The organism is Vibrio sp. K4, from assembly GCF_051122595.1.
Lineage (GTDB): Bacteria > Pseudomonadota > Gammaproteobacteria > Enterobacterales > Vibrionaceae > Vibrio > Vibrio owensii.
The window spans coordinates 2,361,249-2,387,667 of the sequence record NZ_CP178577.1 but is presented as its reverse complement, the minus strand read 5'-3'; the positions used below and the strand labels follow the sequence as shown (position 1 = coordinate 2,387,667).

Below are 26,419 nucleotides of genomic sequence, written 5' to 3'. Positions count from 1 at the left end.
AAAAACGCTTTATGAGTCGCCCCCAATTTGATTGAATCTCTTTTACTTCAATGGCTTTGGACTGGTTTGAATCCGCAAAGTCGTGATGCTGACTACTTTGTATCGGCAAATAGAGACGGTGGTATCGTTGCTAGATAGAAGTCTCTTGCAGCCGAGGGCTGCAAGAGTTGTCGATCTTAGCTTGAGAGGTTTTTGTTGGCGATATTGTATAGACTCATCGTTATACTGCTCGCTCAACAATTGCATCGGTGAGGTGTAATTGGGTGATTTGAGACTCTCGAAGTCTGACTTTTAAGCGCTCACATATACTGAGCAAGTCACTAACTTTTTCTGTGATACGGACTTGTTCTTTTAGAGGAGGAAGCGGTAAGTGCATTTCACCAACATCACTCAACCTAAAGCTATTTTTAATACCTCGTTGTGGAGCATCAAACTGATATTTAGCTAGTGGAGACCTCATAAAATCAGGGAAGTATTTTCCTTGGCATTCTGGCATAAATCGTAATAAGCACGTATGTTGGTTTATGTATGCTTCACCAAACTCTTCAGGAATTAATCCCAAGTTACCGACATCACCTGTTATGGAAATTAATAGATCTCGCGCCTCCAATTTAGTTCGAGAGCCTTCGCCCCCTTTAGGTGGGCGTACAAACCTTAAATTGTCTAAACGCAGCTCGTAGCTGCCTCGGGATAAATTGCCCATGGTGACAAATAGAGCACCAGAGTCAGAGTAATATTTAGCCCAATCTCGAGAACCCGATGTAGTAAATAGAGCTACATCTTGAATTCGACACCACTCCCACCCATTTGGCAGTTCAAACGGCTTTTCATCTTCAGAAATCGGTGGTAGCGCCTTTTGCTTTTTGATTTTTTTATCTTTGACTAACTGTGCTTTTTCTTCCGCAATTCTTTTCAGTAACTCAGCAGCAGGCTCATCACTTGGATCTCGCGGAACCAACTTACCCATCACCGCCAGTTGTAGGATAGTTTGCTTAAGCTGGTCGATACTCTCTTCGGTGGTGAATAAAGTATCGAAATGCTCACTGATTCGCGCCCAGTTTTGCATCAACTCGTCAGCATCGGCAGAGTTGATGAGTGTGTCCAACAGTGTTGTTACCAGAACTTGATGCGCTTCGATACTGGCTTCGGTTTGTTGCTCTAGCTGGTAGCAGAGTGCCATTAACTCATCGACTTTGGCGACGATGCGGTGTTGCTCTTGAAGCGGAGGCAGAGCAATTACGATGTCATTGATCTGTCCTGTACTTAAATTTGGAATTGCACTACCTAGTGATTTTTCTAGATTTTCTGCAATTTTTGTAGTTAATGGAAAAAACAGATAATCCAAATCAATTTGATGCGGGATGAACTTTCCAACCCTCTGATTTAAGTAGAATACTTCATTTGTTGTGTTGAAACCTACTTTACCAGTAGTTGCCCCTGACATTGCAATAACCATGTCGCCTCGATTAACTCGGAGCGATGGATCAAGATCCTTGATTACACTAGTATCAACTCGAGACATTGTGTTGGGTGTAAGCTCACCAGCAAATGAAATATCACCAATTTTTACTATACCTACTCCAGAGTCTTGGAAGCTCGAACTCTTGAAAGCAAAGCCATTAACAAATGTTGTTATTAAGCCGATTCGAGTCCACGACCAACCTCTTGGTATATCAAATGTCTTTTCCTGCTCTTTAACGCTTGATAGAGGCTTTGTTTTTTTGATCTTCTTGTCTTTGACCAATTGAGCTTTTTCTTGCGCAATACGCTCAAGCAACACTGAAGCAGGCTCATCACTAGGATCTTGAGAAACTAACTTTCCTCGCACAGCTAACTCCAGAATTAGCTCACGCAGCTTCTTAACACCGTAAAGCTCTAGTTTCTTGTTGCTACCGCGACCAGAGGCCGATTTGGTCTTAACTGCTGAAGTCCAAATATCAATATGCTCGGTGATTAGCTTATTCATAGGTGATTGGTCGACTGCCATTATTGCTCCCCACCTTGCTTTTTACCTTGAATGGTAGAGCTAAGAGCATCACCGAGAATGCTTTTCAGTTGGTCACGCAGTGCTTTAATGTCTTGTTGTTGCTGCTGATAGCTCGCCAGTAATTCTTCAGGGTCATGGCTGACTACTTCGTCCTGATACGGATTTTTAATATCGAGGTTAAAGTTTCGCTCGATGATCTCCTCAATCGATACCTTCCAAGCTTGCTTGGTCTCGATGCGGCTAGCGAATCCATCTGCCTCGTTGCCCCACCAATCGATCTCTTGCTGGAACTCCTCAAACTTCATCGGTTTGGTTTTGCTGTAATTCTTCACGCCTTCTGGGTAAGGGTGCTCATAGAACCACACTTCTTTTGTCGGTTGGCCTTTGGTAAAGAACAGTATGTTGGTCTTAATGCCCGTGTATGGGTTGAACACGCCATTAGGTAAGCGAACAATAGTGTGCAAGTTACACTCTTCCGTCAGCATCTTTTTGATTTTGGTTTTTACGCCTTCACCAAACAAGGTGCCATCAGGTAGTACCACACCAGCGCGACCATCTTTATCTAATACTTCGACAATAAGCTGCAAGAACAGATCGGCGGTTTCGCGGGTTTGCATTTCGGCTGGGAAGTTCTTTTCAATCCCGTCTTCTTCTGTGCCGCCAAACGGTGGGTTAGTCGCAATCACATTGATATTGCTGTCCCAGTTTGAAAGCGGCTTGTTAAGCGTGTTGCCATGCTTGATCTGCACAGGGACTTCGATGCCGTGGAGCATCATATTGGTGATGCACAGCAAATGTGGAAGCTGTTTCTTCTCTACACCATGGATTTGCTTTTGCAGCGTTTGGTGGTCGGCTGCGCTTGTCACGTAGTTCTCTTTGACGTGATCGAACGAGCACGCTAGGAATCCGCCCGTACCGCAGGCGGGATCTATAATCTGCTCACCTAGTTTAGGGTCAAGACGATTGACGATAAAACGAGTCACCGCGCGAGGGGTGTAGAACTCACCCGCATTACCTGCACTTTGTAGGTCGCGTAGGATCTGTTCGTAGATATCACCAAACAGGTGACGTTCTTTAGAATCAGTAAAGTCGATCTCGTTGAGCTTGTTTATCACTTGGCGCAGCAGTGTGCCATTTTTCATGTAGTTGAAAGCATCACTAAAGGCTTCTTTCACTACAAAACCACGTGGGTTGGTGTCTTTCGGTGCGGTTAGGTTTTTTAACGTCGGGAATAGGTCATCATTGATGAATTCCAATAATTCATCACCCGTAATGCCTTGGTTATCTGCCGCCCAGTTACGCCATAGGTATTTCGCTGGGATGGGTTCGCGGTAATCATCTAACTCGAACTCTAGCTCTTCTTCTTGAGCATCAAACACTTTAAGGAATAAAAGCCACGACATTTGGCCTAGACGCTGCGCGTCACCATCAACACCCGCGTCTTTACGCATGATGTCTTGAATAGACTTGATAACTGAACTGATTGACATGGAGTTCTACTACTAACTGACTGAAAAATTGGGGCTGATTATAGCAGAATTGGATCGAAGAAAATGAACTTATCGCTATGAAACTATGTTTGTAATTGTGGTTTAATAATGAATCAGTGATATAAATGAAACAATAAAAAATATAACCAGGTTGTCTAGAAAATGAAGGTTGAGTGTCCCCATTGTCACACTGACAATGTCATTGAATATGCAGAGAATATCTCGTGTGAGAAGTGTGAAAAAAGCTTCAAAGGCTTTAAATTTAGTAAACGGAAACTGGTGTCTGCCAGTACGGCATTGGTCGTGGGCGTGGTTGGTGGTTATAAGGTGAATGGTGCTTTTGATGAAGAGCGTTACCCATTAGAAGTAGAGTATGCCATCGTTGATACCTGCATAAACTCGTCAAAAAATATGGTGTCGGTGAGTTGGTATGAGAGTAAGCGAGAAACGTGTTTATGCGCTCTTTCACAAACGGAAAAGTCTGTGCCGTATTCCGATTACAAATCTGATCAAAACTTGTTTTTGAGTAACTTCAAGCTGAATGCGAGAAGTTGTTCATAATAGAAAAATGAGGCAGCTAGACTGCCTCATTTATATCTAATGTGCTTAGCGTTTAGGTGTGTTGCCTCGACCTTTGCCTGAAGGCTTGCCAGTTGTGCTTGGGTAGTTTGGATTACCTTTCGGCGCAGTCTTTGGTGCAGAACTTGGTTTTGCCATGATGGTTACTCCTATTTACCTTGTTTTTGGTTGTTGGCAGCAGCGCGTTGAGCGCGAGCCGCGAATGAATCTTTAGAGACTTGTCCGCCATTTTGTTTTGCTTGATTCGCTTGAATACGAGCAGCGGCTTCAGGAGTCATTGGTGCTTTGTTTTTAGACATAGTATTTTCCTTTTCATTAATTGAATGCTTGTCTCCGCTGAGACCATTGCATAGTAACTAGTTGGGTAGGGACAAATGGGGACAACCCAAAAACAAAAGCAAATTCGAACTATGTTGGATGCGTTAGGCTGGAGCCATAAGCAACTGGCCGATGTTCTTTACGAAGAACTTCAGTGTTCTGAATATGAAGATATAGAAGATGTTTCCCCTCAGGAAAGTCGTAAGTTTAGAGAGGCTCTCAAGAAGCAGTTACAAAGGGAATCTACCCCAGAAAGTCGGCTTGAACAGTACGTGAAAATCATTTCGGAACATCCAGATTTTGTTGCATTGGGGTTGGATGTCGTGGTTCCAAAATACGTTAGCCATAGATGCTTGAATGAGGATTCGCTTGCAGGGTTAGCAGAGATATCCAGTTGGCTGGATGATAGGGAGCAGGTAGGTTAAAAAACGGCTAAATAGCCGTTTTGTTCTAATTTCTTGAGTTTGTTGGTTGGCCCAGTGAAGTCGAAAGTTAGACAAACTGTTGTCACGATTGGATTTCAGCAGCTTGTATATCATCCGCTTTGCTACGTAGAGCTAGGTACAACACCCAAGTGATTAGCGCATCAGCAGTAATGCCCAAGCCGAACATTATGGCGACTCGTTCAAGCGTAGGTACAAAGATACCGATTTGATAAAGCACAAAAGCACAACCGTAAAACAAGGTGTTTACGATAAGTGATTGATACAGCATTAAATCCGTGCGTCCAATACCATAAAAGTAACTGTCGATGACATTGTTTAAACTGAAAATGACATAGAACCCAACCATTAGCCAAACTAGACTGGTGATTGATTCTGGGTACTCTATTCCCATGACATCCGCTATAAAGCTGTTCCAAAACGGTGCGGTGAGTATCCAAACAGCAATAATTCCTAACGTTATCCAAAGGTAGCAATTGACTCGCTCCGATGTTAATCCATTGTTTGTTGCAGCATCTTGCTTAACCAGTTGCCCTAATGTCAAAACGGGAAGTAGTAGCCAGCCCCAAATAAATTGATTAGCAACCCAGAATGTTCCCGCTTGTTGTACTTGGTTAACAAGCTGAAGAATCATGACAATAAAGGCAGTATTTCGCACGAGCGACTCAAGCCCTGACTTCCATCCAATCTTGGCCCATTCTTTGAGCCATTGCGATTGATCTCCTTTAGAAAACTTGAAGCTCAGAGTGATCCCTGATTTAGATAAATAAATCAGGGCAAACAGTGCGAGAAGACTATTGACTACGATATTACTCAGAGCAATACCATTCACACCTAACTGGAGGGAATAGGTTAATTGACTAACGAAGACACTGTCACAAATGATAGTCATGAGCATTTGTACTACTAGGAGACCATACAGCGCCTTTCGTTCATTTCTTAGGACGAGAACCAAAGACAAAAAAGCATAGAAGCTGGAGAGCAAAATAGCGGCAGATTCCAATCGAATGTATTGGATTGTTTGGGTCAATAATTCAGCCTGTTGCTGCATCGCATCTACAAAGTTCGGGGCTAGCCACAATACCATTAAGGTCACCACAAAGTAGCAAATTAAGGTAACCAAAAGAGATAGACTGGCTCGCTCGCGAAAAGCTTCATTACTATGAATAACTCTGCCTAGAATAAATGCTAGAGGGATAAGTAATGCTTCGCTCAGGACTTCATATCCTACATTTAACCATGCAACTTGTGCTGCAATGCTAAAAGTCCATGGGCTAGGGATGCTGCCCAAGAAATGGATTCGTGTAGTTGAGTAGATTAATGGTATTAAGCTTGTCAGAATCAGCACTAGCCACAGTTGGTAGTTGATTGTTTTTATTTGATTATGTTTCAATTTTTAAGCCTTGTTATCTTCACTAGGGATCTCGTGGAGAAAGCGACTCTCCACAGAGAAATAGCCATTACTTTTAATCAGTTGTTTCTTTCTAAGCCGTTCGAACAGTGTGACTAGGTACTGATAAAGTTCAGTATATTGCACTGTACTGATATGAGTTGCTGAGCAGTTAAATACTTGCCATGGGAAATCAATCAATGTTGTAGCGGCATGTTTGGGAAGGTAGTTGTGTTTAAACTCACTTAGCAATAAATGTTCTAGCTGAACACAATAGTGCTGGATGATAGAGCAGTGAAAGTGGTACTTGTAACTGTCGTTGTTAGCGATAAGGTTCGGTAAGGAGCAAAACAAAAAGTAAACCTGAGCGGCCAACTCTTTGGCTTGCTTTCGCTCGCTTGTATGTGTTTTGGTAACTGCGTCTAATTGTTCTGCAAGGCCAAGCTCACCCTTTAAAATAGTGAAGTGAACGTTGTAGATTTGTGACTCGCGATAATAAAGACAAATGTCAGACAGCGATTGGCCTATAACGATTTCTATAAGCAAACGGTCTTGTGTCCTAAGAGTGATTTTCGACCCCAAAATATCGGTATGAGCCAATTGTTCACCGAACAATCTAAGGAGTCTTTCATGCCAACCCTGAACCGAAATCGATGACTGAATAAATAAATCGATATCAGAGCGCTTTGTTAACTGATTAGCCCCCAAGCTTCCGTAAAGTAGAGCTGTAGGTACGCTTGTATCTGTGCTCAATACTTTATTCAGCTTACTGACCCAAGTATGTTGAGATAATGGGAAGGCCGTCCAGAAGGCATCAAAGTTATCAGAGAAGTCAAAACTGTAAGACTGCCAAATCTGTCTTTGCCAGTGAGTTTCTAGCTCTATCGGTATGATTTTATCTTCCAAAAATCTAATAGTTTCATCAACAGCTTGCAGTTTTTTGTAGGATGATGGGCAAGGGATTTCTGAGTATTTCTCGTCATCAATTGCATTGATGCTCTGCTCAATATCTCTAGTGCAACAGATTAATATGCCTGTTTTCCTATCTAATTGATTGGTAAGAAGGCTAGCTGTTTGACCGTATCCTGTAAATTCAACAATAGCGTTTTCCTGTTGTTTAACCGCAGCAAGAAAATGCTCACAAGCAAGTTGCTCACCTTGCTCGGTTCCATCGCCAAAGCGAATTCGACACTCATCTAAAGATAAATAAGGGAACTCAGGCAAACGTCCTTGTATTTGTTTACTTAACGTTGTTTTACCTGAATTTAGGTTACCAAAAATATAGATATGCATTGTGACTTGAGGTCGTTAACTAAGCTAAAGAAACTCTAGCTTGGTTTATTAGGCTGATTGATAAATCTCAGCTTCCAACTCAGAAATTGCTTCTAAATACTGCTCTTTACCACCAAAGCACTTTTTGACGATTTCAGCAGGGCGTCCCATCTCGTCAAAAGGCTTAACTTTGAGTACATGAATATTTTCAATCTCTTGAACGCCTTCGTCTGAGTACTTGTCTAGTAAGTTGTTCAACACCTGCTGAGCCGTTTCACCGTACTTAGTGAAGTAGTTGCGCTTTTTGACGTTGTCAGCGCGTTCTTTTCTGGTGAGTGCTGGTTGGTCATACACGACATGACAAATCATGTCGAATGGGTCGAGATCTTTGCCTACTTCCAGCTCTAACGCTTCCCAGATAATGCCTTCCTCTGCCAGTTCATCAATGATTGCTTGCTTTTTATCGGCATCTTGCCAGCGCTTAACAAAGTCATCCATTGAGGTGAACTGTTTTGCCATCGTCTTGCGGGTATAGTCTTTGAACGATTCGGTTACGAGTTTACCGTCGGAATCGTAGTATTGAACACGTTCGGCAATGGCTTTCACCGTTACACCGTTGACATGGAACTTTCTCACTCGGTTTTCATCCTGCCAATCATCATCGGAATTGCTACCGTCAGAAGGAGATGAACCTGAGTCGTATGGAGCTTCTGGTTCATGGATGCTTTCAGGGTCGATATCTTCCCCTTCAAATGGATCGCCTTGTTCAAGTTCACCCTCACCATCGATGATCTCATCGAGTCCTTCATCGGTATCGAAGTCTTCTGGTTTTGTCTCTTTAACTCGCTCAGGGACACCATCAAAGCGCTCATCCGCGAACAGTTCAGTTGCCTTTTTGAAGTCGAGAATGGTAAACCATAGCTTTCCGTAACGATCATCAATACGAGTACCACGACCGATGATCTGCTTAAACTTGGTCATCGACTGAATGCTCTGGTCAAGAACAACCAGTTTGCAAGTTTTTGCATCGACACCTGTTGTCATGAGTTCTGAGGTGGTCGCGATAACAGGGTAAGCCTTTTTGGGGTTGATGAAGTTATCAAGCTGAGCTTTGCCGATTTCATCATCACCTGTAATTTTCATTACGTATTTTTCATTCTTAGCAACTTGCTCAGGGTTGCAGTTGATTAGTGCTCGGCGCATACGATCTGCGTGGTCAATGTCATTACAGAACACAATAGTCTTCGCCATAGGATCGGTGCGCTTGAGGTAGCTGGTGATGGTTTGTGCAACAAGCTCTGTTCGCTCATCAATGACCATAGTTCTGTCGAAGTCTTTCTGGTTATAGATCCTGTCTTCGATGACTTCACCATGTTTATCGACTTGTCCTTTGGTTGGTCGCCAACCTTGTAAATCTACATCGATATCTACACGCACAACTTTGTAAGGGGCTAAGAAACCGTCTTCAATACCTTGCTTTAGAGAGTAGGTATAAATGGCATCGCCAAAGTACTCGGTGTTAGACACGATATCGGTTTCTTTCGGTGTCGCGGTTAGCCCTATTTGAGTCGCAGAACCGAAATACTCAAGAATCTCGCGCCATGCGCTGTCCTCAGCGGCACTGCCACGGTGACACTCGTCAACAACAATAAGGTCAAAGAAATCAGGATCGACTTGTTTGTATGCTTTTTGGTGCTCTTCTGACCCTGTAAGAGCTTGATACAGAGCTAGGTGGATTTCGTAAGCGGGATCGACTGTTCGACCAGTGACTTTGGTCATAGCGGTGCCAAACGGCTGGAAGTCGTTGGTCTTAGTTTGATCGACCAGAATGTTTCTGTCCGCTAAAAACAGGATGCGTTTTTTGGCTCGGGACTTCCATAGTCGCCAAATAATCTGGAATGCAGTGTAAGTTTTGCCCGTACCCGTTGCCATAACCAACAGTACACGGTTTTGTCCTGCGGCTACCGCTTCCACGGTTTTGTTTATCGCCTGTAGTTGATAGTAGCGCGGAGACTTACCGCTACCATCATCATGGTAATCTTGAGTAATGACTGGAAGGTGCTCGGTTTTGTAGCCTTTCCAAACGCAGTACTTGTCCCATAGTTGCTGAGGTGTCGGGAAGTCTTCAAGTCGAATTTCAGTTTCGAGTTGAGCTGGGTTGGTTTTGTCGTGGAAGATAAAACCGTCGCCATTTGAGGCAAAGACAAAAGGGACTTCAAGTAAGCTGGCGTAATCTAGACCTTGTTGCATACCTTTGCCGATTTCATGCTTATTCGCTTTTGCTTCGACAACTGCTAGAGGCATGCTCGGTTTATGGTAAAGGACGATGTCCGCAGACTTAACCTTTTTCCTCGCCGCTGCCTGACCACGAACGATGACCTTACCGTCACGTAGTTTTACCTCTTGACGGATTTGAGACATATCATCCCATCCAGCATCTTTGATAGCAGGAAGAATGAATTTCGTGATGATGTCGGTTTCAGATAGCTTTGATTTATTAATTGTCGATTTCATGCGATTAGCCAGCTCAGTACAAATGCATTTCATGACTATACCAAAGGATGCATAAAAGCAGAAAAGATACTGACTTATCAGTGAAGTGGATGGTGTTTTTCTAAAATAGGTAAAGGAACTACACAGGTAGAAATCTACACTGCGAGAGCAGTGTAGTTGTTCGTGAAAAAGCTTAAGGGCTTAAGCTTCTCCTAATCCAGTAAGTCAGGTCGATCTTTGGGTAAAAGATCAGCCACCTCACAATCGAGAACTCGAGCTAGCTGATAAAGCTTTTCAACTGTGATTCGAACGCCATCTCTTTCTACCTTACCTAAGTAACCACGACTAAAGCCTGCCTTGATACTCCGATTTTTGTTCGTTTATCAATGATATTTTGAGCTTTTATATACCTCCCTCCAACAGCGGCTTGTAATTGGGGGTTCTCAAAACATTTTCCTTCTGCTTTTGCTGCTTAGGTTTGGTTCGTAAGTCTGTAATGTAAGTACGTTCGTTAGTTTGTATGTTCATTCACTTACGCCTCTTAGTACGGTAGCTCTGTTGTTTGTTCTTCGAGCCATGATTCAATCGTCTCTCGTTTCCAGCCGACAATTCTCGGGCTGATTGCACGAGCTGCTGGGAGGCGACCTTCTTTGCGCCAGCGCCACACAGTCACTTTACTTATATTCAGGTACGTAGCTAAGTCGCTAACTCTTATAAAATTACTATCTATCATTTTTATTATTCTCGTTTTTGCTTTTTGTTTGATGTAATCGTATGAAAACAAAAGCAAGTGTTGTAGATTAAGGAAAAGACACAATAGGGTTTACACCGATGGATAAAGTGGCTGCGGTAGTGCTTGAAAAGAAATTGGAAGAAAACCTTAAGAAACTAAAAGCACGCTCTAAAACAGAAAACAAAAAGCTAACTCAAAAGAAGAGTCCAAAAGGTATATCTGTTATTGAAGCATTTGATGTTGATTTAGAGTTAGAAGTGTCTGAAGTGCTAATGTTAAACCTCCGTTTTCTTAAGACTTTTGCGAATCGAAAGCCTACTACCATTGAAGAATTTGTTCGTTTTGCAGGAGGGTTGTCTGCATCAATCGATAAACTTATTAACTTCAGAACCCCAACATCGAATCTCTCACCAAAAACGTTACTTCAAGATCAAAATGATGAAGTTATCGAATACATTGATGTGATTGAGCAAATGCTTGTTAAAGCGAAGGGATTGACGCCTCAAAAGCCGTCGTCAGACAAGGTTTCAAAAACGTATTCAGCTTTGGCTTTACCGTTTTGTGCTTTGTGTTACAAACGAGTAAACCAATCCTCTTACTTCTGTCGAGAACACCATTCTTCTCGGAATGCCTTAGCATATAAGAAAGCTACACGAAGGTTGGTCTCTGCTGTTTATCGGTACTCCAATGACAAATCCGAGGAACGTAATCTGAATGACTATAAGAGAGGAGACCTGACTCTTACAGCAGAATTACTATATCGCTGGTTAGCTTTATTTTCAGTGCAACCTCGGATGGCAATTGGTTGGCTAAATCAAGTGGATAAAACTGAACCTGATTGGACAGGTTACGCAAAAGTGATTTTAGAGTTCAGTAAAAGTCATTACCCCAAAGCCTATGAGATGATTAAAGATCTCGAGATTAATAGGGCTAGTTACGAAGATTGGATTGTCGAAATTGCTAGATCTTTAGGTGGAGAAATTGAAGGTAATTTATGGAGATTGAAAGATTCCGACATTTGGTTAGAAGCATCTAGCAATATGCAAAAGTCGATGACGTTATTGAATTGTATTAGCAGATACGAAGCTTTCATGGTTGTTTGTTCATTTCCAATTGAAACGGGAGTTATCAAAGGAACAAATATGGATATTGAGAAACGTGATCGTCTAAAAACGTTACTTGAAGAAAGAAAAGTAAACCCCAATATAACAATGGATGAAATTGCGAAAACCCTGGGTATATCTCGCACGGCTGTTTATAAATTAAAAAATAAAATATGTTGATAATTGAGATTTAAAAGGTGTTGTTTTGTTAATGCATGCTATTTAAATAGAATGGTTGTTCATGACAATATGTTATGAGTTAATAGTATGATTTAGTACTCTTTCGGTATTATTTATTTATATTGAAAATAGGCTTTCAAATTTTATTGTCATACAAGGACCAAATTAAATCTATATTCCCTCAAAAAAATATGTTATAACTATTATGACTGCTATAATTATTATAACGGTTATAGACTTAATATAAGGAGCAAGGCTGAAAAACTAAAAATAAATAATTAAAACTTGCTCTTGTCGGTTTTTTTTCGTTGTCGCAGGACGCAATTGCTGTGTCGCAAAAGACAGTTTTAGTGCTTCGTGTGACATTTTTTATTTCCTCGCACGTAATACAAGCTTTCGTGCAGAGGTGGTTGCACGTAAATTGGTTTTTCGTGCATCAAAAAGTTCCGCTTTGAGCTTCAATGCTTTTTCGGGATCGCTTTAGCTTGTTTTATGCTTTTAGAAAGCCTTCATTCTGCTGAACGATTTGTATTGTTTTGGGGATATAAAGACTAAACTCAGGACTAAAATTTTCAGAACAGTGTTCTTGATAATACCGATAACGATTTAATTTGGTATTGTTCTTACTAGAAGCCCTAGAGTACCTTTTCCCCTTCTGCTCAGAGTTAGCTAGGTTACAGAGCCTAGCTCTGTAGCGCTTCTATTATATAGTGAACATTGGCTCTACTTCGTTAGTCAATCAATCCTAGCCTAGATTCAAACTGGTTTTTAGACAAAAATTTGCCAGCCTATTTGCTAAATTAGTAATCCATGAATAACTTCAGTTATGGCAAACCTGAGCTGTGAGGGGGGATCGCAAGTAGTATACTGGCGCTGATTATCAACAGGTAACTTTATGTAAATCAATAGGCTTGATTGGTACAAATTAAGTAAATGAACGACTAATCTTATAACTTTAAAGTGGTTAGATCTTGAAGTAATGAAATCTTATTTTACTGACACCATACTTAAGTTCTCATGCAAAAAAGTGTAATTGTTTAATATACATAATACATAGGTTTTATGAGAGGGTTCTCTAACTATGCAGAAGACTCAAACAGTAACTATTTAAGCTAAGAACCAAAATGATAATAGATCCAGATATACTATTTGTTGGTAACAGTAAAACTAAAGATACCGACGGAAATGATTTTTTGACCTTCCCAGTATTCAAAAGTCTAACAGGAATAAGCTACGACTTTCAGCCACGATTCTTACCAGAAGATCCACAGTCACTTGAAGAATGCCTAGATTTGGCTTTTGATCGTGCAAGAGTCGAAGCAAACCGAATTATCGCAGATTTTGATGGTTTCGATTGGGATAAGCTCAAGCACGAAGATAGTCGTAACTATCTAAACACCAAATTATTTGTTGAAATGTACGAAAAGCGTTTGGCAAATATTAATGATGCAGAAAAACACAGAGAGACCCTTGATACGTTTGGTAAGTTCAAACTACTCAACTATCTGACAATGCTATGTGAAGAGGTAATCTTTTCTTTCAGAAACGATGACTGGACAGACTTACGTAAACCTAATAAAGCAGTAGGTACCAAAGACTATATCTTCTTTTGCAAATATGTTCAGCGTGTTCATGAGCTTTCTATTAACATTCGAACCAAGAAATATATTGATAAGATTGAAACTCATCTTAACAATATCCGTAATTACATGAATAGTGATTATCTAACAAGCCCATTTGTTCCAACTTCATCAAATATAACTGGAAGTTATCCTATCACAGGTTCTTCGACGCAAGTCGTTAGCTCAAAGCCTGTTAAGGACATCAAAGAGCTACAAGAAGAATTAAACTCTATGATAGGTCTTCATACGGTTAAATCCCGTGTAACGGCCCTAGTTAGTGAGATTACGATAAAAAAAGAACGTGAGGCTCATGGACTACCCATTAGTGAACGTAGCTACCATATGGTTTTCACTGGTAATGCTGGTACTGGGAAAACCGTTGTGGCACGCATTATTTCCAAGATGTTCTTTGCTCTCGGTCTAACCAGCAGTGATAGATTTATTGAGGCTACACGTAGTGATCTTGTTGGTGAGTATGTTGGGCATACTGCAATAAAAACCAATGGAGTGGTTGATAGCTCTTTGGGTGGAGTTCTGTTTATTGATGAAGCATATGCATTAAAAGGGGAAGGGAATGACTTTGGTAAAGAAGCCATAACTACCCTTCTCAAACGCATGGAAGATGACAGAGATAATCTAATCGTTATTATGGCTGGCTACGAAAATGAAATGGAAGAGCTTATGGAAAGCAACCAAGGGCTACGCTCTCGCTTAAACCGTAGGATTCATTTTGATGACTACGATAGCAATGAGCTTACTGAGATATTGAAACTCAACTTTGAAAAGAATGCCTATGTACTCGATAAAATGGTTAGTGACGACTTATTAAATATGATCGTGGGTGTTAACGCTGAAGACAAAATAAAGTTTTCTAATGGTCGGGGCATCCGTAACCTGTTTGAGAAAATTATCGAAAACCAAGAGTTGAGGATGTGTCGTAACGGCAGAATAGGCAAACTAGACAAAGATAACTTACAACTAATTAAGTTAGAAGATATTGCATCTGTCGCCTAATTTTGATCTCAGCGATGGTCACCTCCTTACCAAGATTTTTCTGTCAGTGACAATGGTGAAGTCAAAAATGAAAACATTCTTACTATATGTTCCAATGACGTTATTAAGTATAGACGTGTTTTCAGCACAACTTTCCTCTGCTGATGAAGTCGCTGCGTTTAAGACCGCAGGCTATCGTTCAGATGGCAAGTATTGGCGTAGTGATTGTCACGAACTTAGCCCCTCATCTTCGGGTGAGATAACAATCGTACGAGATTTAAATGGTGATAGCCTACCAGAAGTGCTAATCACTGAGGGTAGTACTTATTGTTATGGTAATACTGGCTATCACTATTCTCTCGTCAGTAAATTGAATAATAGTAGCTGGAAGCTAGTCACCAGTGGAGTCGGAATACCTACGTTTATAGCAACTGAAGATTCTCACGGTTGGCCAGATATTGAGGTAGCAGGCACGGGGTTCTGTTTTCCTATTATGCGTTGGAATGGACGTAGTTATGTATTTAATCGGTATCAATATGATAATGTCCTTTGTTCTCCACAATAATTAATGCAACTTCTATTGATAAGGTCTTATGTAAGGTCGTTTAAATTTGATTTCACCAATATCAATTTTATTGGAAAGAAACAGAGATCAGCTCTCACACATGATTTTGTATCTAGCGCTTCCGAAACTAGTAGAACCAAAGTCACCAAACATAGCGCATGGGAGAAAGCTAGCGTAGCTGACACTTAGCAGCCTGTGAATGATCAATTACTCTAAATAGCTTTGGGGCATAACTGCTTTAGCTGGTAGTTTCGTTCTCTATCTGACTTTTGTGACTGAATCAGTGGTAGCGCCTTACGATTAAGTGAATAATCATTCACGTGAGGGCTAGATGAAGACGTCAAATTGAACGTATTAAATAGCTACTTACTCGACTAAATTGAAAAATGAATGATCTATCGTTCTGCTAGCATCTGAAGCGATGTGCTGAGTTTCTGGTATACCTAACCCCGTAAGCTTATTCAGCGCTTTGATCATAGCGTAAGTCTCGCCAACTTGAGCGTTGTAGTTTCTCAGACTTAATTTCCCACCTAACAACGGTTTCACTCGATACATTGCTGTCTCTGAAAGCCTAGTGCTAAATTTCAAGGTGTCCTTGCTCCCTGAAGGCAGCCCCTTCTCGTGGCGAGATAAGTGGAACCGCTCGCTTACCCGTATAGCATTGTTGCATTTCCTTGTGTCATAAGCACCATCACCTGATATCTCAATGATATTACGACGTACCTGTTTGAGTAAGTTGGGGAGCACTTCGGAATCGGTGACGTTAGATAAACTCAGCTCTGCTGCGACTATTTCATGGGTGCCTGTATCTACTGTGATATGCACTTACGCCAGACTCTGCGTTTCCCATCAGTGCGGTGGTAATGGTTAAGTTGCTGAATCGGCGAGGTCTACCACGTTTGTCTTATTTACTTTGTTTCCACTTGGCTATCGCTTCCTCATCAACCCAAAAGGTCAGAGAACCACGGTTGGTTAAGGCTTTATTGTACTGTTTCCAGTGAGCTGTTTTGTAACGAGGTTTAGGCATGAAGCTACGACAATTGATGGGTGTAGCCGATCAGTACGTAGCTTATTGATTTAGTTCAATCGATTTAAGCAACAAAGCCAAGGAGCATTCTTATTTTAAAATTCATTAAGGTTCATCACAGATTGATGAAAAGTTTTTCTAATCTAACTTTTTTTGTTTACCTATCCAAGCTATTGATTATTTGATAAATAATTAAAAGTTCATCACGATTCATTACAGGTTGATGAAAAGTTTTCGTAATCTACGACTATCTACTGCGACGCCATAAGATTCGTAGTTCAAACACGTTTAGCGGCAAAGGTGATTTAGGCAACTAAGAAGGATTTTTTCTGAGTTGCGAACCATAGTATGCTCTTGAGTTTTAGCATTACACCAGACATCGCAAACAATGTAGTTGACCTATTTACGACTGGTCTATTTCACTAAGTCGTTTTACTTAAAACTCTTGGATGATATGTACTCTGGACAGATTTCTGACTAACTTCTGGTCATATACTGTTTAGAGTATATATTAAATATACTCCGTGAAGTATATTGTTTTAATATACCCCATAGAGTATATTTTCACCATATACTCTATGGAGTATATAATGCACACTATCTCCATATCTAACTAAGGGTATCATAATGCTAGTTAACACACCGACAGCCCTCGGCAATGCGTTACGCGAAGCCCGAAAGGACAACGGCCTAAAGCAAACAGATCTTGGTCTGCGGCAAGCAACGGTATCAAATTTTGAAAGCAACCCTGAAAAATCCACGATAGAAACATTATTCAGGCTCCTGTCTATCAATGGGCTAGAAATGCATATTGTGCCTAAAGGCAAGCACATTACTGAAACTAAAGGGGCTGTTGACGAATGGTGAATCGACTTCATGCTTACATGAATGGCTTAAAGGTTGGGGTACTTGAAAAGCGCACAAACGGCGCACATGTTTTCACTTACGATTCGGACTGGATTTCAGCACCAAATAGTCGCCCTATCTCGCTTTCTATGCCTCTCAGGAAGGATGCGTATACTGGCAGAGAGGTTATTAACTTCTTTGATAACTTACTGCCAGATAATCAGCAGATACGAGATAGAATAGCGGCTCGCTATAAATCAGATACTAAACAGCCATTTGACCTACTAGCTAAGGTTGGTCGAGATGCTGTAGGTGCTATCACGCTAGTTCCAGAAGGCTTTGATGTAGACGATCATCGAGTTATAACCGCAAAGGCGTTATCCGATAAGGAATTGGTTAGAATCCTAACGGGATATATGGAGGGCGCTCCTCTAGGGATGCTGAAAGAGGAAGATGATTTTAGGATTTCGATAGCGGGAGCGCAGGAAAAGACAGCCGTACTATTCCACGATGGAAGATGGATGTTGCCACAGGGAATGACTCCAACTACGCATATTATCAAGCTGCCAATAGGTGAAATTATTTCTCAGAACAATGTTATTGATTTGTCTACTAGTGTCGATAATGAGTTGATTTGTATGAGGCTAGCAAAGGCGTTCGGTATTGAAACGGCAAACTGTGGCATTATTCAAGCTGGTGATGTTCGTGCTTTGTCTGTTGAGCGATTTGATAGAAAGTTATCTGCTGATAATAGCTATTACTTGCGCTTGCCTCATGAGGACTTTTGCCAGGCAAAAGGGATTCAATCGGCTAGAAAATATGAAATCGATGGTGGTATCGGTATAGAAGAAGCTGTTGATATTTTGCGATACTCATACGAAATCAACGATACCGTTACTTTTGCGCGTTCTCAGATATTGTTTTGGCTACTAGCTGCCATTGACGGGCATGGGAAGAATTTCTCTGTGAGTATAGCTGCATCTGGTCGCTATCAGCTTGCACCACTGTATGACATTATTTCGGCACATCCACTGATAGGTGGGCGTGGTTTGAGTGAGCGTAAGATCAAGATGGCAATGAGCTTACGTGGCACTAGTGGGCGAAAATGGAAGTGGCACCAGCTTCAACCGCGCCATTTCGAAGATACCTTTCACACTATGAACGTCCCGAACATAAGGCGAGAAAAGGTTCGCTTATTGCTTGATGAGTTTGAATCGACGGCAATGGCGGTGATTGATGTTGTCGGAAACTCGCTACCAACAGATATCAACGAAAGTGTAAGAGATAAGATATTTAACGGTGTCTTAAAGACCGTCAAGAAGATTCAATTGACAAAAAAATAAATCAGTATTTCAAGAAAAGCTTCACAGTCGTGTAAGTTATTGCAAGACTGTGTTGATTGCGTATTTGGGAATATTTCGAACAGTCATTTCAAAAAAACAGTTGGTGTGTACGATTCAGCCACACGTTACGTATACGCATAATATACATACACGTAACATGTCTTAAATTTAATTTATTGTGCGTTTAGTTTCGGAGTACAGTCAGCATAATTTAACGCTTACCTAATGGTTTGATTTTCCTATGTTCTGAGAAGCATCGCGAGCAATGACACAAAAACCCAAATTCTCGCTTTAGCCTTTTCTGCCTATCTTTTAATTTTCGGTGCTGACACTCTCCAAAATACGACCATGTGATTTCATCACCGATGTTAATTTTCCTTGTAGCAACGAGAAATGTCTCTGAAATTTCACCCGATTCAGACGCTGTACTTTTACGTTCTGTATTCGGGTTACACGAATGGTTGGCATAACATAGAGCTAGTGATATCAGACAGAATTTCTGGTCATGTACGATCCCCAAGGATGGAATAATGGTTCGATAAGTAGTAGTTAAATTATATGTAGTTACTAAATAATATACTTTAATAACGTAAGCTTCTGATAAGCAATGCTCGGAAGCAATTTCTCTAATTATCTCTTTATCTAAAGCATCTAATTTAGGCTTGAAGCTGTCTCGAAGCTTCAAGACATTTTCCATATATTCTATGAGTTCAGGGCGACTTTCAATAAGATGTCGAGTCAACGACCAAGGCATTCCTTCTCTGTTCGGGTCCCGCGCTGAATATGCCCCTAGACTTACCAATATCTTGTCATTAAAAACAACCTCACCAATATTAAAAGTGCTTAGAGCCTTTACACCTCGGATTCCGTCCTTGCGTACGTAAACCTCAATCCCTTCACCGATGGTTGGGTAAATATGTGTGTCGTCTAGCTCACTTGAAGTTGCAAACTCTACTCGTTTGGAGATTTCATCTTGTTTTTCTTGGAGAAGGAGGGCTTTATAGCTAGGATAGCCGTGAGTGACTGCGAGTTCATTTTGAATATGAGTTAGTTTTCTGGAAGAGTCGGCTTTGCGGATAGATTTTGCTTCTTTTTTTAATTTGTTACTTAGCTTTGTCATATTTACCTCGTGTAAAATCCTCGCTTCCTGGTACGCGAATTAATACGAAGCAATTACAAGGCAGGTTGTAAGAGCAAAACAAATTGTAACCTAGTGTCGGCGGGGCGACTTTGAATTTCCAGGATAGCGTCTAGGTGCGCTCGCAAAATCATAACTAACAAGAATAGCTAAATCAAGTTTAAACTAGCGTAGTTTGAACAGCCAATGTGGTGACTATTGCACGCTGTGGTTAATTAGCAATCAATAAGAGTTTCAAACTTATACTACTCAGGTGCGAGCTTGAGGGGAGAGCGCAAGCTGTAGGATTAGACCGCGCTTTACCATCAAGACAGTAAGATTTTATGAGGTATGAAATATTGTTAGGCAAGTTATCCCTTCTTCCAAGGAAGCTCTCTCTCAAAGTATGTTCGCTTATAATGATCAAGACGTGAATTAAGTGCCTCTTCCCATTTCTCTAGCCCTGAACGTTTTTCATCGATGTATTCGTACATGTCGTAGTGCCTGCCTGATACATCATTAATCGCATGCCCTTGTATACGGTCACGATGCTCTTTTGAGATCTTAACTTCGCCTCCTAATGTTTTTACTGTTCTACGAAAATCTCTAGCTACAAATTGTCTCACCTTTGTTACTTTCTTGTATGTAAGCAGAGCTTGGGCAATTGTGTTAGTAGGCATATGTTCATTAGTATCCGTTTTCTTGTAGAAAACGAATGGGCTATTAGTGCCGCTTGTCTGCTCTTTGATTTCTTTTAGTATTTTGATCGCTGATTCAGTGAGTGGCACCATGTGGTTTTTTTTGGTTTTCTGGAAAGCTTCAGTGATTAGAACTGTTCTTTGAGCAAAATTGATATTCGACCACTTAATCGTTACCACTTCATGTGGGCGTTGTCCTCCCAGGTAGAAGCAAAGCCTTACGACCTGTCTAGTTTGATATGCGAGGTTCAAATCGTCATATCGATGTTCCATGTCATAAAGAAGCTGTGTTACTTCTTCCCATGAGAGGTAATGGTTCCCCACTTTTTCAGATTGTGTTGGGATATTAGATATGGGATTGCTTTTTATTCCAAACTTGGAGCCTCGATTTCGATATTTCGGGTCATTGTCGTAGCTAAGTGCAAAGTTAAATGCCGCATGAAGAATGGAACGCAGTTTGTTGCTTTTCGCTTCATAGCCTTGATCTATCGGTATGGCGAGAGCATCGAGGAAGTCTTCTGATTCAAAATCTTTAGCTTTTCGATGGATATCAATATACGGAAAAACATTAGCGACTACTTTGTCATACTCGTCTTGGTATGATCGGTTACCTTGCTCCTTTTTTGACTCTTTGTGAAACTTTATCAATTGCTCAAAAGTACCGATTTCGTTATTTTCCCTCTCCTCTTGAGCCTTCTTCATTTCTTGTTTTTTTAGCTCGGATTTCGGGTCTAATCCCTGTGATAACAAGTCGCCATACTTTTTGCAAAGGTCACGAGCTTGGGAGAGAGTCATGCCAGGCATTTTACCTAGTTGAATGAATATGGGCTTTGAATCTTTGAAGTAGCGAAACTTAAAGTTAATTGAACCCGATGGCATTACCTGTACACCTAGGCGACCTCTGCCTCTCTCTCCTGATTTGTCCCAAGTGTAGTAAGGAGACTTTCTTGGTCTTAGCCCTTTAATTTCTTTAACGGTTAACATGCGCACCTTCATCCAAAACAAGAGTAACTTGACTAACATTAAATCTAGTCAAGTTGTTAGTCAAGTAAGGTGGTGGTTTAGTGTAGCTAAATGTAATCGTAAGTGATATGGTGCTTGAGGTTTTTCCTTGTAAGTTTTTGATTTTAAATTATATTGAAATTTCGGGCAATTAAATGTAACTATGTAACAACATCACTTCTAAGGATGTGGTCATAGGTTCGAATCCTATAGGGCGTGCCATTTATTTAAAAACCCCGATAGCTCCTCGAGTTATCGGGGTTTTGTCGTTTTGGGCGACAGCACTTCTAACGTAACGTTTCCTACAACTTTTGCACTACCTTCTAGTCTTTGCATTCAATAGCACTTACTATGTGTTCAGTTCAATTGTAGCCTTACCTTTATGTCCCCAACCACCAATTTCTATAACCAAAATGCGAGCTCATTAGCGGAGCAATATAACTCGACGACGTTTGAGAACGTTCACGCGAGCTGGCAGGCTTTTTGGCCTCATGCTGGCGATCGGGTATTGGATGTGGGAGCGGGGTCTGGGAGAGATGCAAAATGGATGTCAGAACAAGGCTGTGAGGTGATTGCTCTTGAGCCTGCTGCATCTCTACTAGAGCTTGGGAAAGTTAAGACAGGTGATTCGGTTACTTGGCTTGATGATGCTTTGCCAGCGCTTGAGAAAACCACCAACTTGGGGCTTCGCTTTGATCTTATTTTGGTGAGTGCGGTATGGATGCACCTTGCGACGTCTCGTCGTGAGCGTGCCCTCCGTAAGCTCTCTAATCTGCTTGCGCCAAATGGCCGATTGGTTATAAGCCTTCGCCATGGTGAGTTTACCGATGGGCGCAAAGCTTATCCTGTCTCTGTTCAAGAGTTAGAACAGCTGGCAAAGAATAGTGCGCTTATGGTTAGGCATATTTCTGACAGTGACGATCAACTCAAGCGTGATGACGTTCATTGGCAGACGGTTGTCATGTCACTTCCCGATGATGGTTCCGGTGATCTCAACAAGGTTCGTCATATCATCGTAAACGACTCTAAATCAGCAACTTACAAACTGGCATTGCTACGAACCTTATTGCGAATTGCAGATGCACATTCTGGAGCCGTTATTGACCGTACAGACGGCAAAGTCGCGATCCCTCTTGGTTTAGTTGGCCTGTATTGGATTCGTCAGTTCAAACGCCTTATCGATAAAGAAAACATCCAGCAGAACTCTAATGCATCAAAAGGGCTCGGCTTCATTGAGCCTGATGGTTGGGGCAAGCTATCTCATTTAAGCCCTGATGATTTAGCGATTGGTACCATGTTTATTGGTGATGATGTGGCTGCTTTAGATAAAGCGATTAAAGACAGTTTGAAAACCATCAAAGATGGCCCAGTTACCTACACATACCAAGGTGACAAATCGAATCCATATTTTGAAATGGTACGTTCATCGAAAAAGCAGAAAGGCACTATTGTTGTTGATGGAGTATTCCTTGAAAGCTATGGCCAATTTATTCTGGATGAGAGTTTGTGGGACTGCTTTAGGCTTTATCACTCTTGGATTGAACCTTTGGTGGTCAATCAATGGATTCTTGAAATGCAGCGGTTTAGCTCAAACCAAGAACGAGGCATCGCGCTGCAAACATACCACGATTGCTTGTTGTGGTTTGATAAGAAACACGACACTAGCTTAGTGCGCGATAGAGTTAAGAAGTTGCGTGAAAATGACTTAGATATTTTTAGCGTTTGGAGTGGTCGTAAGCTCCCAAACGAATATCAAGTTGATCACTGCTTGCCCTTTGCTTATTGGCCGAACAACGATAAATGGAACTTGCTGCCAACATCCAAAACCGAAAACTTAAACAAGCGCGATCGACTGCCTGCGGTTTATCGCTTGAATGCATCGAAACAACGTATTTTGGATTGGTGGGAATTGGCGTGGGGAGAGTCAGAAACACTCAGCCAATCATTCTTTATAGAAGCGTCGTTGTCTTTACCGAATGTTCCTGCTTCCTGCCAAGACTTTGAGCATGTATTTGAGGCGATGGGATTGCAGATTCGCGGTGTGAAAAGCCGTCTTTGTATTGCAGAGTGGTGATCTCAAACTGAACGTTATTCTGGAAGCGCAGCGAATACTTTTCCAACAACTCCATTTATTAATGTGATGTTTCCTATAAAGCTCATAGATCTATCTCACACTTTTATGCTTCACAATTGATACTGATATTAAAAAAGTAAGAAATGGATTACAGTTTGGGAAATGTTTTCCAATTGTGGTTGTATCGTGAAAACGGTTTCTAAGCGCTTGTATAAGCTACTAAAAATAACAAAGTTTAAGCACAAAAAAGATAAGGTTTTTTCCTTTCCTAACAGCCTGATACGTAAGAATCAGAAATTCCTGAAAATTTTCTCACCTTCGTCTTTATCCCTTAAGAAAAGTGATGTTTCTCATGCATCTTTTTCGCCCTCTTCTGTCGATGCTCTCGCTTGGGGAAATCGCGTTTCGTCTGAGTTCAAAAGTAAAGTGAATGACATTTCTCAAGAGCTCAATATTGATCCAAACCACTTGATGGCTTGCATGGCGTTTGAAACGGCAGAGACGTTTAGTCCGAGCATCAAAAATGGCTCTGGGAGTGGGGCGACAGGGCTTATTCAGTTTATGCCATCGACGGCAGAGGCGCTGGGAACCAGCACTAAGAAACTGGCCAAAATGAGTGCTATTGAACAGCTCGATTATGTCAAAGCGTACTTTATGCCTTACCGAAATCGTATGGCTTGTTTAGAGGATGTTTATATGGCGATCCTCTATCCGGCGGCAATTGGAAAGCCATCTTCGCATGTATTGTTCAAACAAGGGTCGATCGCCTATCGCCAGAACGCCGGGATCGACCGTAAGAAGACAGGCAGGATTACCTTGGGTGATGTTTCTTACAAGGTGCGACGCAAACTAGAGAAAGGCATGCACCCTAACTTCCACGGTTAATCCTTTCATTTTATGGCGGAGGATCAGAACGTTGCTCCGCCATCCACTCTCAAATCATGCATGGTGATATGGCCTGATTTGTCACTCAGCAAAAATTCAATCGCGTTAGTGATGTCTTTGGTTTCGGCAATCTTGTTTAACGGAATCCCGATGCGATGGGATGCTAAGTTGCCTTGAATCGTTTCTCGCTCGCCATAAGATTCATTCCACATCTGCTCTTGCATTGGTGTTCTGGTCGAGCCGGGGCTAACGGTGTTGCAGCGAATACCATGCTCTGCCAGCTCTAATCCCAAACATTGCATCCACATGTGCAAGCCTGCTTTGGATGTGCAGTAGGCGGACATCTTAACGCGTGGTGTATCGGCCGCATTGGAACCGACTGCCACGATTGCACCTTGCTTACGGTGTTTTACCAGTATTTTTGCCAGTTGTTGGGTAAGCAGCATGGTGCCTTTTAAATTGACGTCCAAGGTTTTGTTTAGTGCCTCTAAAGGTAGATCTAAAACGGATTCAAGGTGCAAAGTGCCAGCACAAGTGACGATGTAATCGGGGATCAGTTGGTCTTGTTCTAGCTTTCGGCAGGCATTTTGAATAGCACTGGAATCGGTCAAATCGAAAGGGAGCAATGTGGTTCGCTGTTGTTGAGCGCTTGGCAAAGATTGTTGCAACGCAGCGAGTGCCTTTTGGGTCACATCACAAGCGATAACACGTGCGTTTTGAGCTAATAAGCTTTTGGCACATGCTAGGCCAATCCCTTGTCCAGCACCCGTGACGAGACACAATTTGCTGTCGAATTCTGAGCGATTTTCACTCATCTCCATCTCCTTTCGCGATACAAATATCAAATCAAAGTTGGATAGATGATAATGATTTTTGTTATCGTTGTCATGATATTAACAAGGAGGTCATGAAATTGATGAATAAATTAAGCTGGAAAATCAAGCCATTGCTTCTGGCAGTGGGGTTCGTTGGAATGGCAGGGTGTGAATATTTACCACACTTTGCTGAGGTGGATTTGCCGGAGCAAAAAATCGAACAAGTGGTTGCGCATGCTAAGCCTGCTGATACGGCCATTCTTGACGCATTTAAGCAACACAATTTTGTTGGGATAGGTGATTATCACTGGAATGATGCTTTTCTGCGTTACGCCACGGAATTGGTTTCTAGCGAGGCGTTCTCTGACCAAGTGACACACATCGTAGTGGAATTTGGCAACGCAAAATATCAGTCTGTCTTAGATGAATATCTCGCGGGAGGCGATGTCAGTGAGGCGCAGTTGAATCAAGTGTTGCGCGGTTCGATCTATTTTATGGCTTGGATGCCAGATGCGTACACTAATTTCTTCAAAACGATCAGAGTGCGTAACGAAGCATTACCAGAAGGGAAAAAGATTCAGGTGCATTTAGCGGAAGCAGCATTTGATTGGCAAGGTGTCCAAGACGAGAAAGTGTGGAAGCAGGCAGCAAAAAATAAGACGGATCATTTCTATCAAATTGCGGCAGAGCGGATAGCGAAAAAAGAAAAAGCGTTGTTGATTTTTGGCGCTTTTCATCTAGTTAATGCACCGGAGGACTATGTTGCTAAAACACAGGACAGTGCTTGGCCACTGGCGACGCGTTTGGAGCAAGCGTATCCAGATAGCACGTATTTAATTTGGCCAATGACTGAACCGGAAGTCGTGGAAACTTTTCACAGTGTGCAGGCTCCAGCTTTGCTTGAAGTCGCGCAGAGCCCGATCGCTGAGTTAAGGTTTATCGATCTTCTACCAAAAGCACGATACAAGCTTGCGGCGATGGACAAGATGGACGCTCTGGTGGGGGAGTTATTTGATGCGTTTCTTTACCTTGGAGATAACCAACGCACAACGGTATTTCCTCGTGACGTGATGGCAGACCGAGATTGGGTGAATGAGATGCAAAGACGCGTCGATTTGATTGGTGGCAAGATGCAAGATCGTTTTAACGAAATCCGATCTCAGAGTGACGAAAAGTACGGCTTCAGCGACAACAGCAAAACTCTTCTTTGTTGTGCTGTTAGATTGATGAAAAGAATGGATGATGGCTGACCCTACAAGGGGTTGGCCATTTTTTGTCCACCAGTTTTTACGGTGAAATCAACGCTAACTATAAGTAATTATTTGCTTTTTACCGTATTAATACTAAGGAGTTAATTTATAAAATTATAAATAATACGAATGATAATTATTATCAAAAGTATTTGATAAATTAAATCTGTATGTGTAGTCTCACTTCTCAAATG

Annotated in this window: 21 protein-coding genes and 1 pseudogene; 10 read left to right on the top strand and 12 right to left on the bottom strand. The window is 41.6% G+C overall.

Features of this window, described 5'->3' with window-relative positions:
- Positions 1-220: 220 nt before the first annotated feature.
- Together ACLIIY_RS10600 and ACLIIY_RS10595 are read right to left on the bottom strand one after the other, a co-directional pair.
- The gene (locus tag ACLIIY_RS10600; RefSeq protein WP_434527594.1) at positions 221-1,987 is read right to left on the bottom strand and encodes a restriction endonuclease subunit S; all 1,767 of its coding nucleotides are present in this window, start codon (positions 1,985-1,987) and stop codon (positions 221-223) included.
- The gene (locus ACLIIY_RS10595) at positions 1,987-3,477 is read right to left on the bottom strand and encodes an N-6 DNA methylase (protein ID WP_434527593.1); all 1,491 of its coding nucleotides are present in this window, start codon (positions 3,475-3,477) and stop codon (positions 1,987-1,989) included. The genes ACLIIY_RS10600 and ACLIIY_RS10595 overlap by 1 nt, the downstream gene beginning before the upstream one ends.
- A 162-nt stretch (positions 3,478-3,639) precedes the next feature.
- Between ACLIIY_RS10595 and ACLIIY_RS10590 the strand changes: the two genes are divergently transcribed.
- Positions 3,640-4,038 carry a hypothetical protein gene (locus ACLIIY_RS10590; protein ID WP_011079925.1) on the top strand — a complete coding sequence of 133 codons (399 nt, stop codon included), beginning with the start codon at positions 3,640-3,642 and terminating at the stop codon, positions 4,036-4,038.
- Positions 4,039-4,205: 167 nt separating this feature from the next.
- On the opposite strand, the gene ACLIIY_RS10585 is transcribed toward ACLIIY_RS10590, so the two are convergent.
- Positions 4,206-4,355, bottom strand: coding sequence for a hypothetical protein (locus ACLIIY_RS10585; protein ID WP_017790133.1), 150 nt, complete (start codon positions 4,353-4,355; stop codon positions 4,206-4,208).
- Between the two features lie 75 nt (positions 4,356-4,430).
- On the opposite strand from ACLIIY_RS10585, the gene ACLIIY_RS10580 reads away from it, so the two are divergent.
- Positions 4,431-4,799, top strand: coding sequence for an elongation factor Ts (locus ACLIIY_RS10580; RefSeq protein WP_343352398.1), 369 nt, complete (start codon positions 4,431-4,433; stop codon positions 4,797-4,799).
- An 82-nt stretch (positions 4,800-4,881) separates the two neighbouring features.
- Here ACLIIY_RS10580 and ACLIIY_RS10575 read toward each other — a convergent pair whose 3' ends face one another.
- From ACLIIY_RS10575 to ACLIIY_RS10555, 5 genes are all read right to left on the bottom strand, one after another.
- Positions 4,882-6,210, bottom strand: a complete 1,329-nt coding sequence (locus tag ACLIIY_RS10575) for an MATE family Na+-driven efflux transporter (RefSeq protein WP_434527592.1) — start codon at positions 6,208-6,210, stop codon at positions 4,882-4,884.
- A 3-nt stretch (positions 6,211-6,213) separates the two neighbouring features.
- Positions 6,214-7,500, bottom strand: a complete 1,287-nt coding sequence (locus ACLIIY_RS10570; RefSeq protein ID WP_434527591.1) for a hypothetical protein — start codon at positions 7,498-7,500, stop codon at positions 6,214-6,216.
- A 48-nt stretch (positions 7,501-7,548) separates the two neighbouring features.
- Positions 7,549-9,993 (bottom strand): EcoAI/FtnUII family type I restriction enzme subunit R, encoded by a 2,445-nt coding sequence (gene hsdR / locus ACLIIY_RS10565; RefSeq protein WP_434527590.1) that lies wholly within the window; start codon positions 9,991-9,993, stop codon positions 7,549-7,551.
- Between the two features lie 191 nt (positions 9,994-10,184).
- A complete protein-coding gene (locus ACLIIY_RS10560; RefSeq protein ID WP_434528548.1) occupies positions 10,185-10,277 on the bottom strand; it encodes a hypothetical protein in 93 nt (30 codons plus the stop codon).
- A gap of 236 nt (positions 10,278-10,513) precedes the next feature.
- On the bottom strand, positions 10,514-10,705 hold the full coding sequence (locus ACLIIY_RS10555) for a helix-turn-helix transcriptional regulator (RefSeq protein ID WP_434527589.1): 192 nt from the start codon (positions 10,703-10,705) through the stop codon (positions 10,514-10,516).
- 98 nt (positions 10,706-10,803) lie between these two features.
- Here ACLIIY_RS10555 and ACLIIY_RS10550 point away from each other — a divergent pair, with 98 nt between their 5' ends.
- From ACLIIY_RS10550 to ACLIIY_RS10540, 3 genes are all read left to right on the top strand, one after another.
- Entirely contained in the window at positions 10,804-11,988 is a 1,185-nt protein-coding gene (locus ACLIIY_RS10550) for a hypothetical protein (protein WP_434527588.1), read from the top strand.
- A gap of 1,124 nt (positions 11,989-13,112) precedes the next feature.
- Positions 13,113-14,624, top strand: a complete 1,512-nt coding sequence (locus ACLIIY_RS10545; protein WP_434527587.1) for an AAA family ATPase — start codon at positions 13,113-13,115, stop codon at positions 14,622-14,624.
- A 67-nt stretch (positions 14,625-14,691) separates the two neighbouring features.
- The gene (locus tag ACLIIY_RS10540) at positions 14,692-15,168 is read left to right on the top strand and encodes a hypothetical protein (protein ID WP_434527586.1); all 477 of its coding nucleotides are present in this window, start codon (positions 14,692-14,694) and stop codon (positions 15,166-15,168) included.
- A 366-nt stretch (positions 15,169-15,534) separates the two neighbouring features.
- Here ACLIIY_RS10540 and ACLIIY_RS10535 read toward each other — a convergent pair.
- Positions 15,535-16,195, bottom strand: a pseudogene (locus ACLIIY_RS10535) (transposase).
- 627 nt (positions 16,196-16,822) lie between these two features.
- Here ACLIIY_RS10535 and ACLIIY_RS10530 point away from each other — a divergent pair.
- A complete protein-coding gene (locus ACLIIY_RS10530; protein WP_434527585.1) occupies positions 16,823-17,062 on the top strand; it encodes a helix-turn-helix domain-containing protein in 240 nt (79 codons plus the stop codon).
- Positions 17,056-18,384, top strand: coding sequence for a type II toxin-antitoxin system HipA family toxin (locus ACLIIY_RS10525; protein WP_434527584.1), 1,329 nt, complete (start codon positions 17,056-17,058; stop codon positions 18,382-18,384). The genes ACLIIY_RS10530 and ACLIIY_RS10525 overlap by 7 nt, the downstream gene beginning before the upstream one ends.
- A 211-nt stretch (positions 18,385-18,595) precedes the next feature.
- Here ACLIIY_RS10525 and ACLIIY_RS10520 read toward each other — a convergent pair whose 3' ends face one another.
- Both ACLIIY_RS10520 and ACLIIY_RS10515 read right to left on the bottom strand, forming a co-directional pair.
- Positions 18,596-19,504, bottom strand: a complete 909-nt coding sequence (locus tag ACLIIY_RS10520; RefSeq protein ID WP_434527583.1) for an SET domain-containing protein — start codon at positions 19,502-19,504, stop codon at positions 18,596-18,598.
- Between the two features lie 368 nt (positions 19,505-19,872).
- Complete coding sequence (locus ACLIIY_RS10515) at positions 19,873-21,183, bottom strand: tyrosine-type recombinase/integrase (RefSeq protein WP_434527582.1); 1,311 nt, start codon at positions 21,181-21,183, stop codon at positions 19,873-19,875.
- Between the two features lie 400 nt (positions 21,184-21,583).
- Here ACLIIY_RS10515 and ACLIIY_RS10510 point away from each other — a divergent pair, with 400 nt between their 5' ends.
- Together ACLIIY_RS10510 and ACLIIY_RS10505 are read left to right on the top strand one after the other, a co-directional pair.
- The gene (locus ACLIIY_RS10510; protein WP_434527581.1) at positions 21,584-23,275 is read left to right on the top strand and encodes a methyltransferase domain-containing protein; all 1,692 of its coding nucleotides are present in this window, start codon (positions 21,584-21,586) and stop codon (positions 23,273-23,275) included.
- Between the two features lie 162 nt (positions 23,276-23,437).
- Positions 23,438-24,160, top strand: coding sequence for a transglycosylase SLT domain-containing protein (locus tag ACLIIY_RS10505; RefSeq protein ID WP_434527580.1), 723 nt, complete (start codon positions 23,438-23,440; stop codon positions 24,158-24,160).
- Between the two features lie 23 nt (positions 24,161-24,183).
- Here the strand turns inward: ACLIIY_RS10505 and ACLIIY_RS10500 are convergent, their stop codons facing one another.
- On the bottom strand, positions 24,184-24,975 hold the full coding sequence (locus tag ACLIIY_RS10500) for a 2,3-dihydro-2,3-dihydroxybenzoate dehydrogenase (RefSeq protein WP_434527579.1): 792 nt from the start codon (positions 24,973-24,975) through the stop codon (positions 24,184-24,186).
- A 92-nt stretch (positions 24,976-25,067) separates the two neighbouring features.
- Here ACLIIY_RS10500 and ACLIIY_RS10495 point away from each other — a divergent pair, with 92 nt between their 5' ends.
- Entirely contained in the window at positions 25,068-26,225 is a 1,158-nt protein-coding gene (locus ACLIIY_RS10495) for a hypothetical protein (RefSeq protein ID WP_434527578.1), read from the top strand.
- The last annotated feature ends 194 nt before the right edge of the window (positions 26,226-26,419 follow it).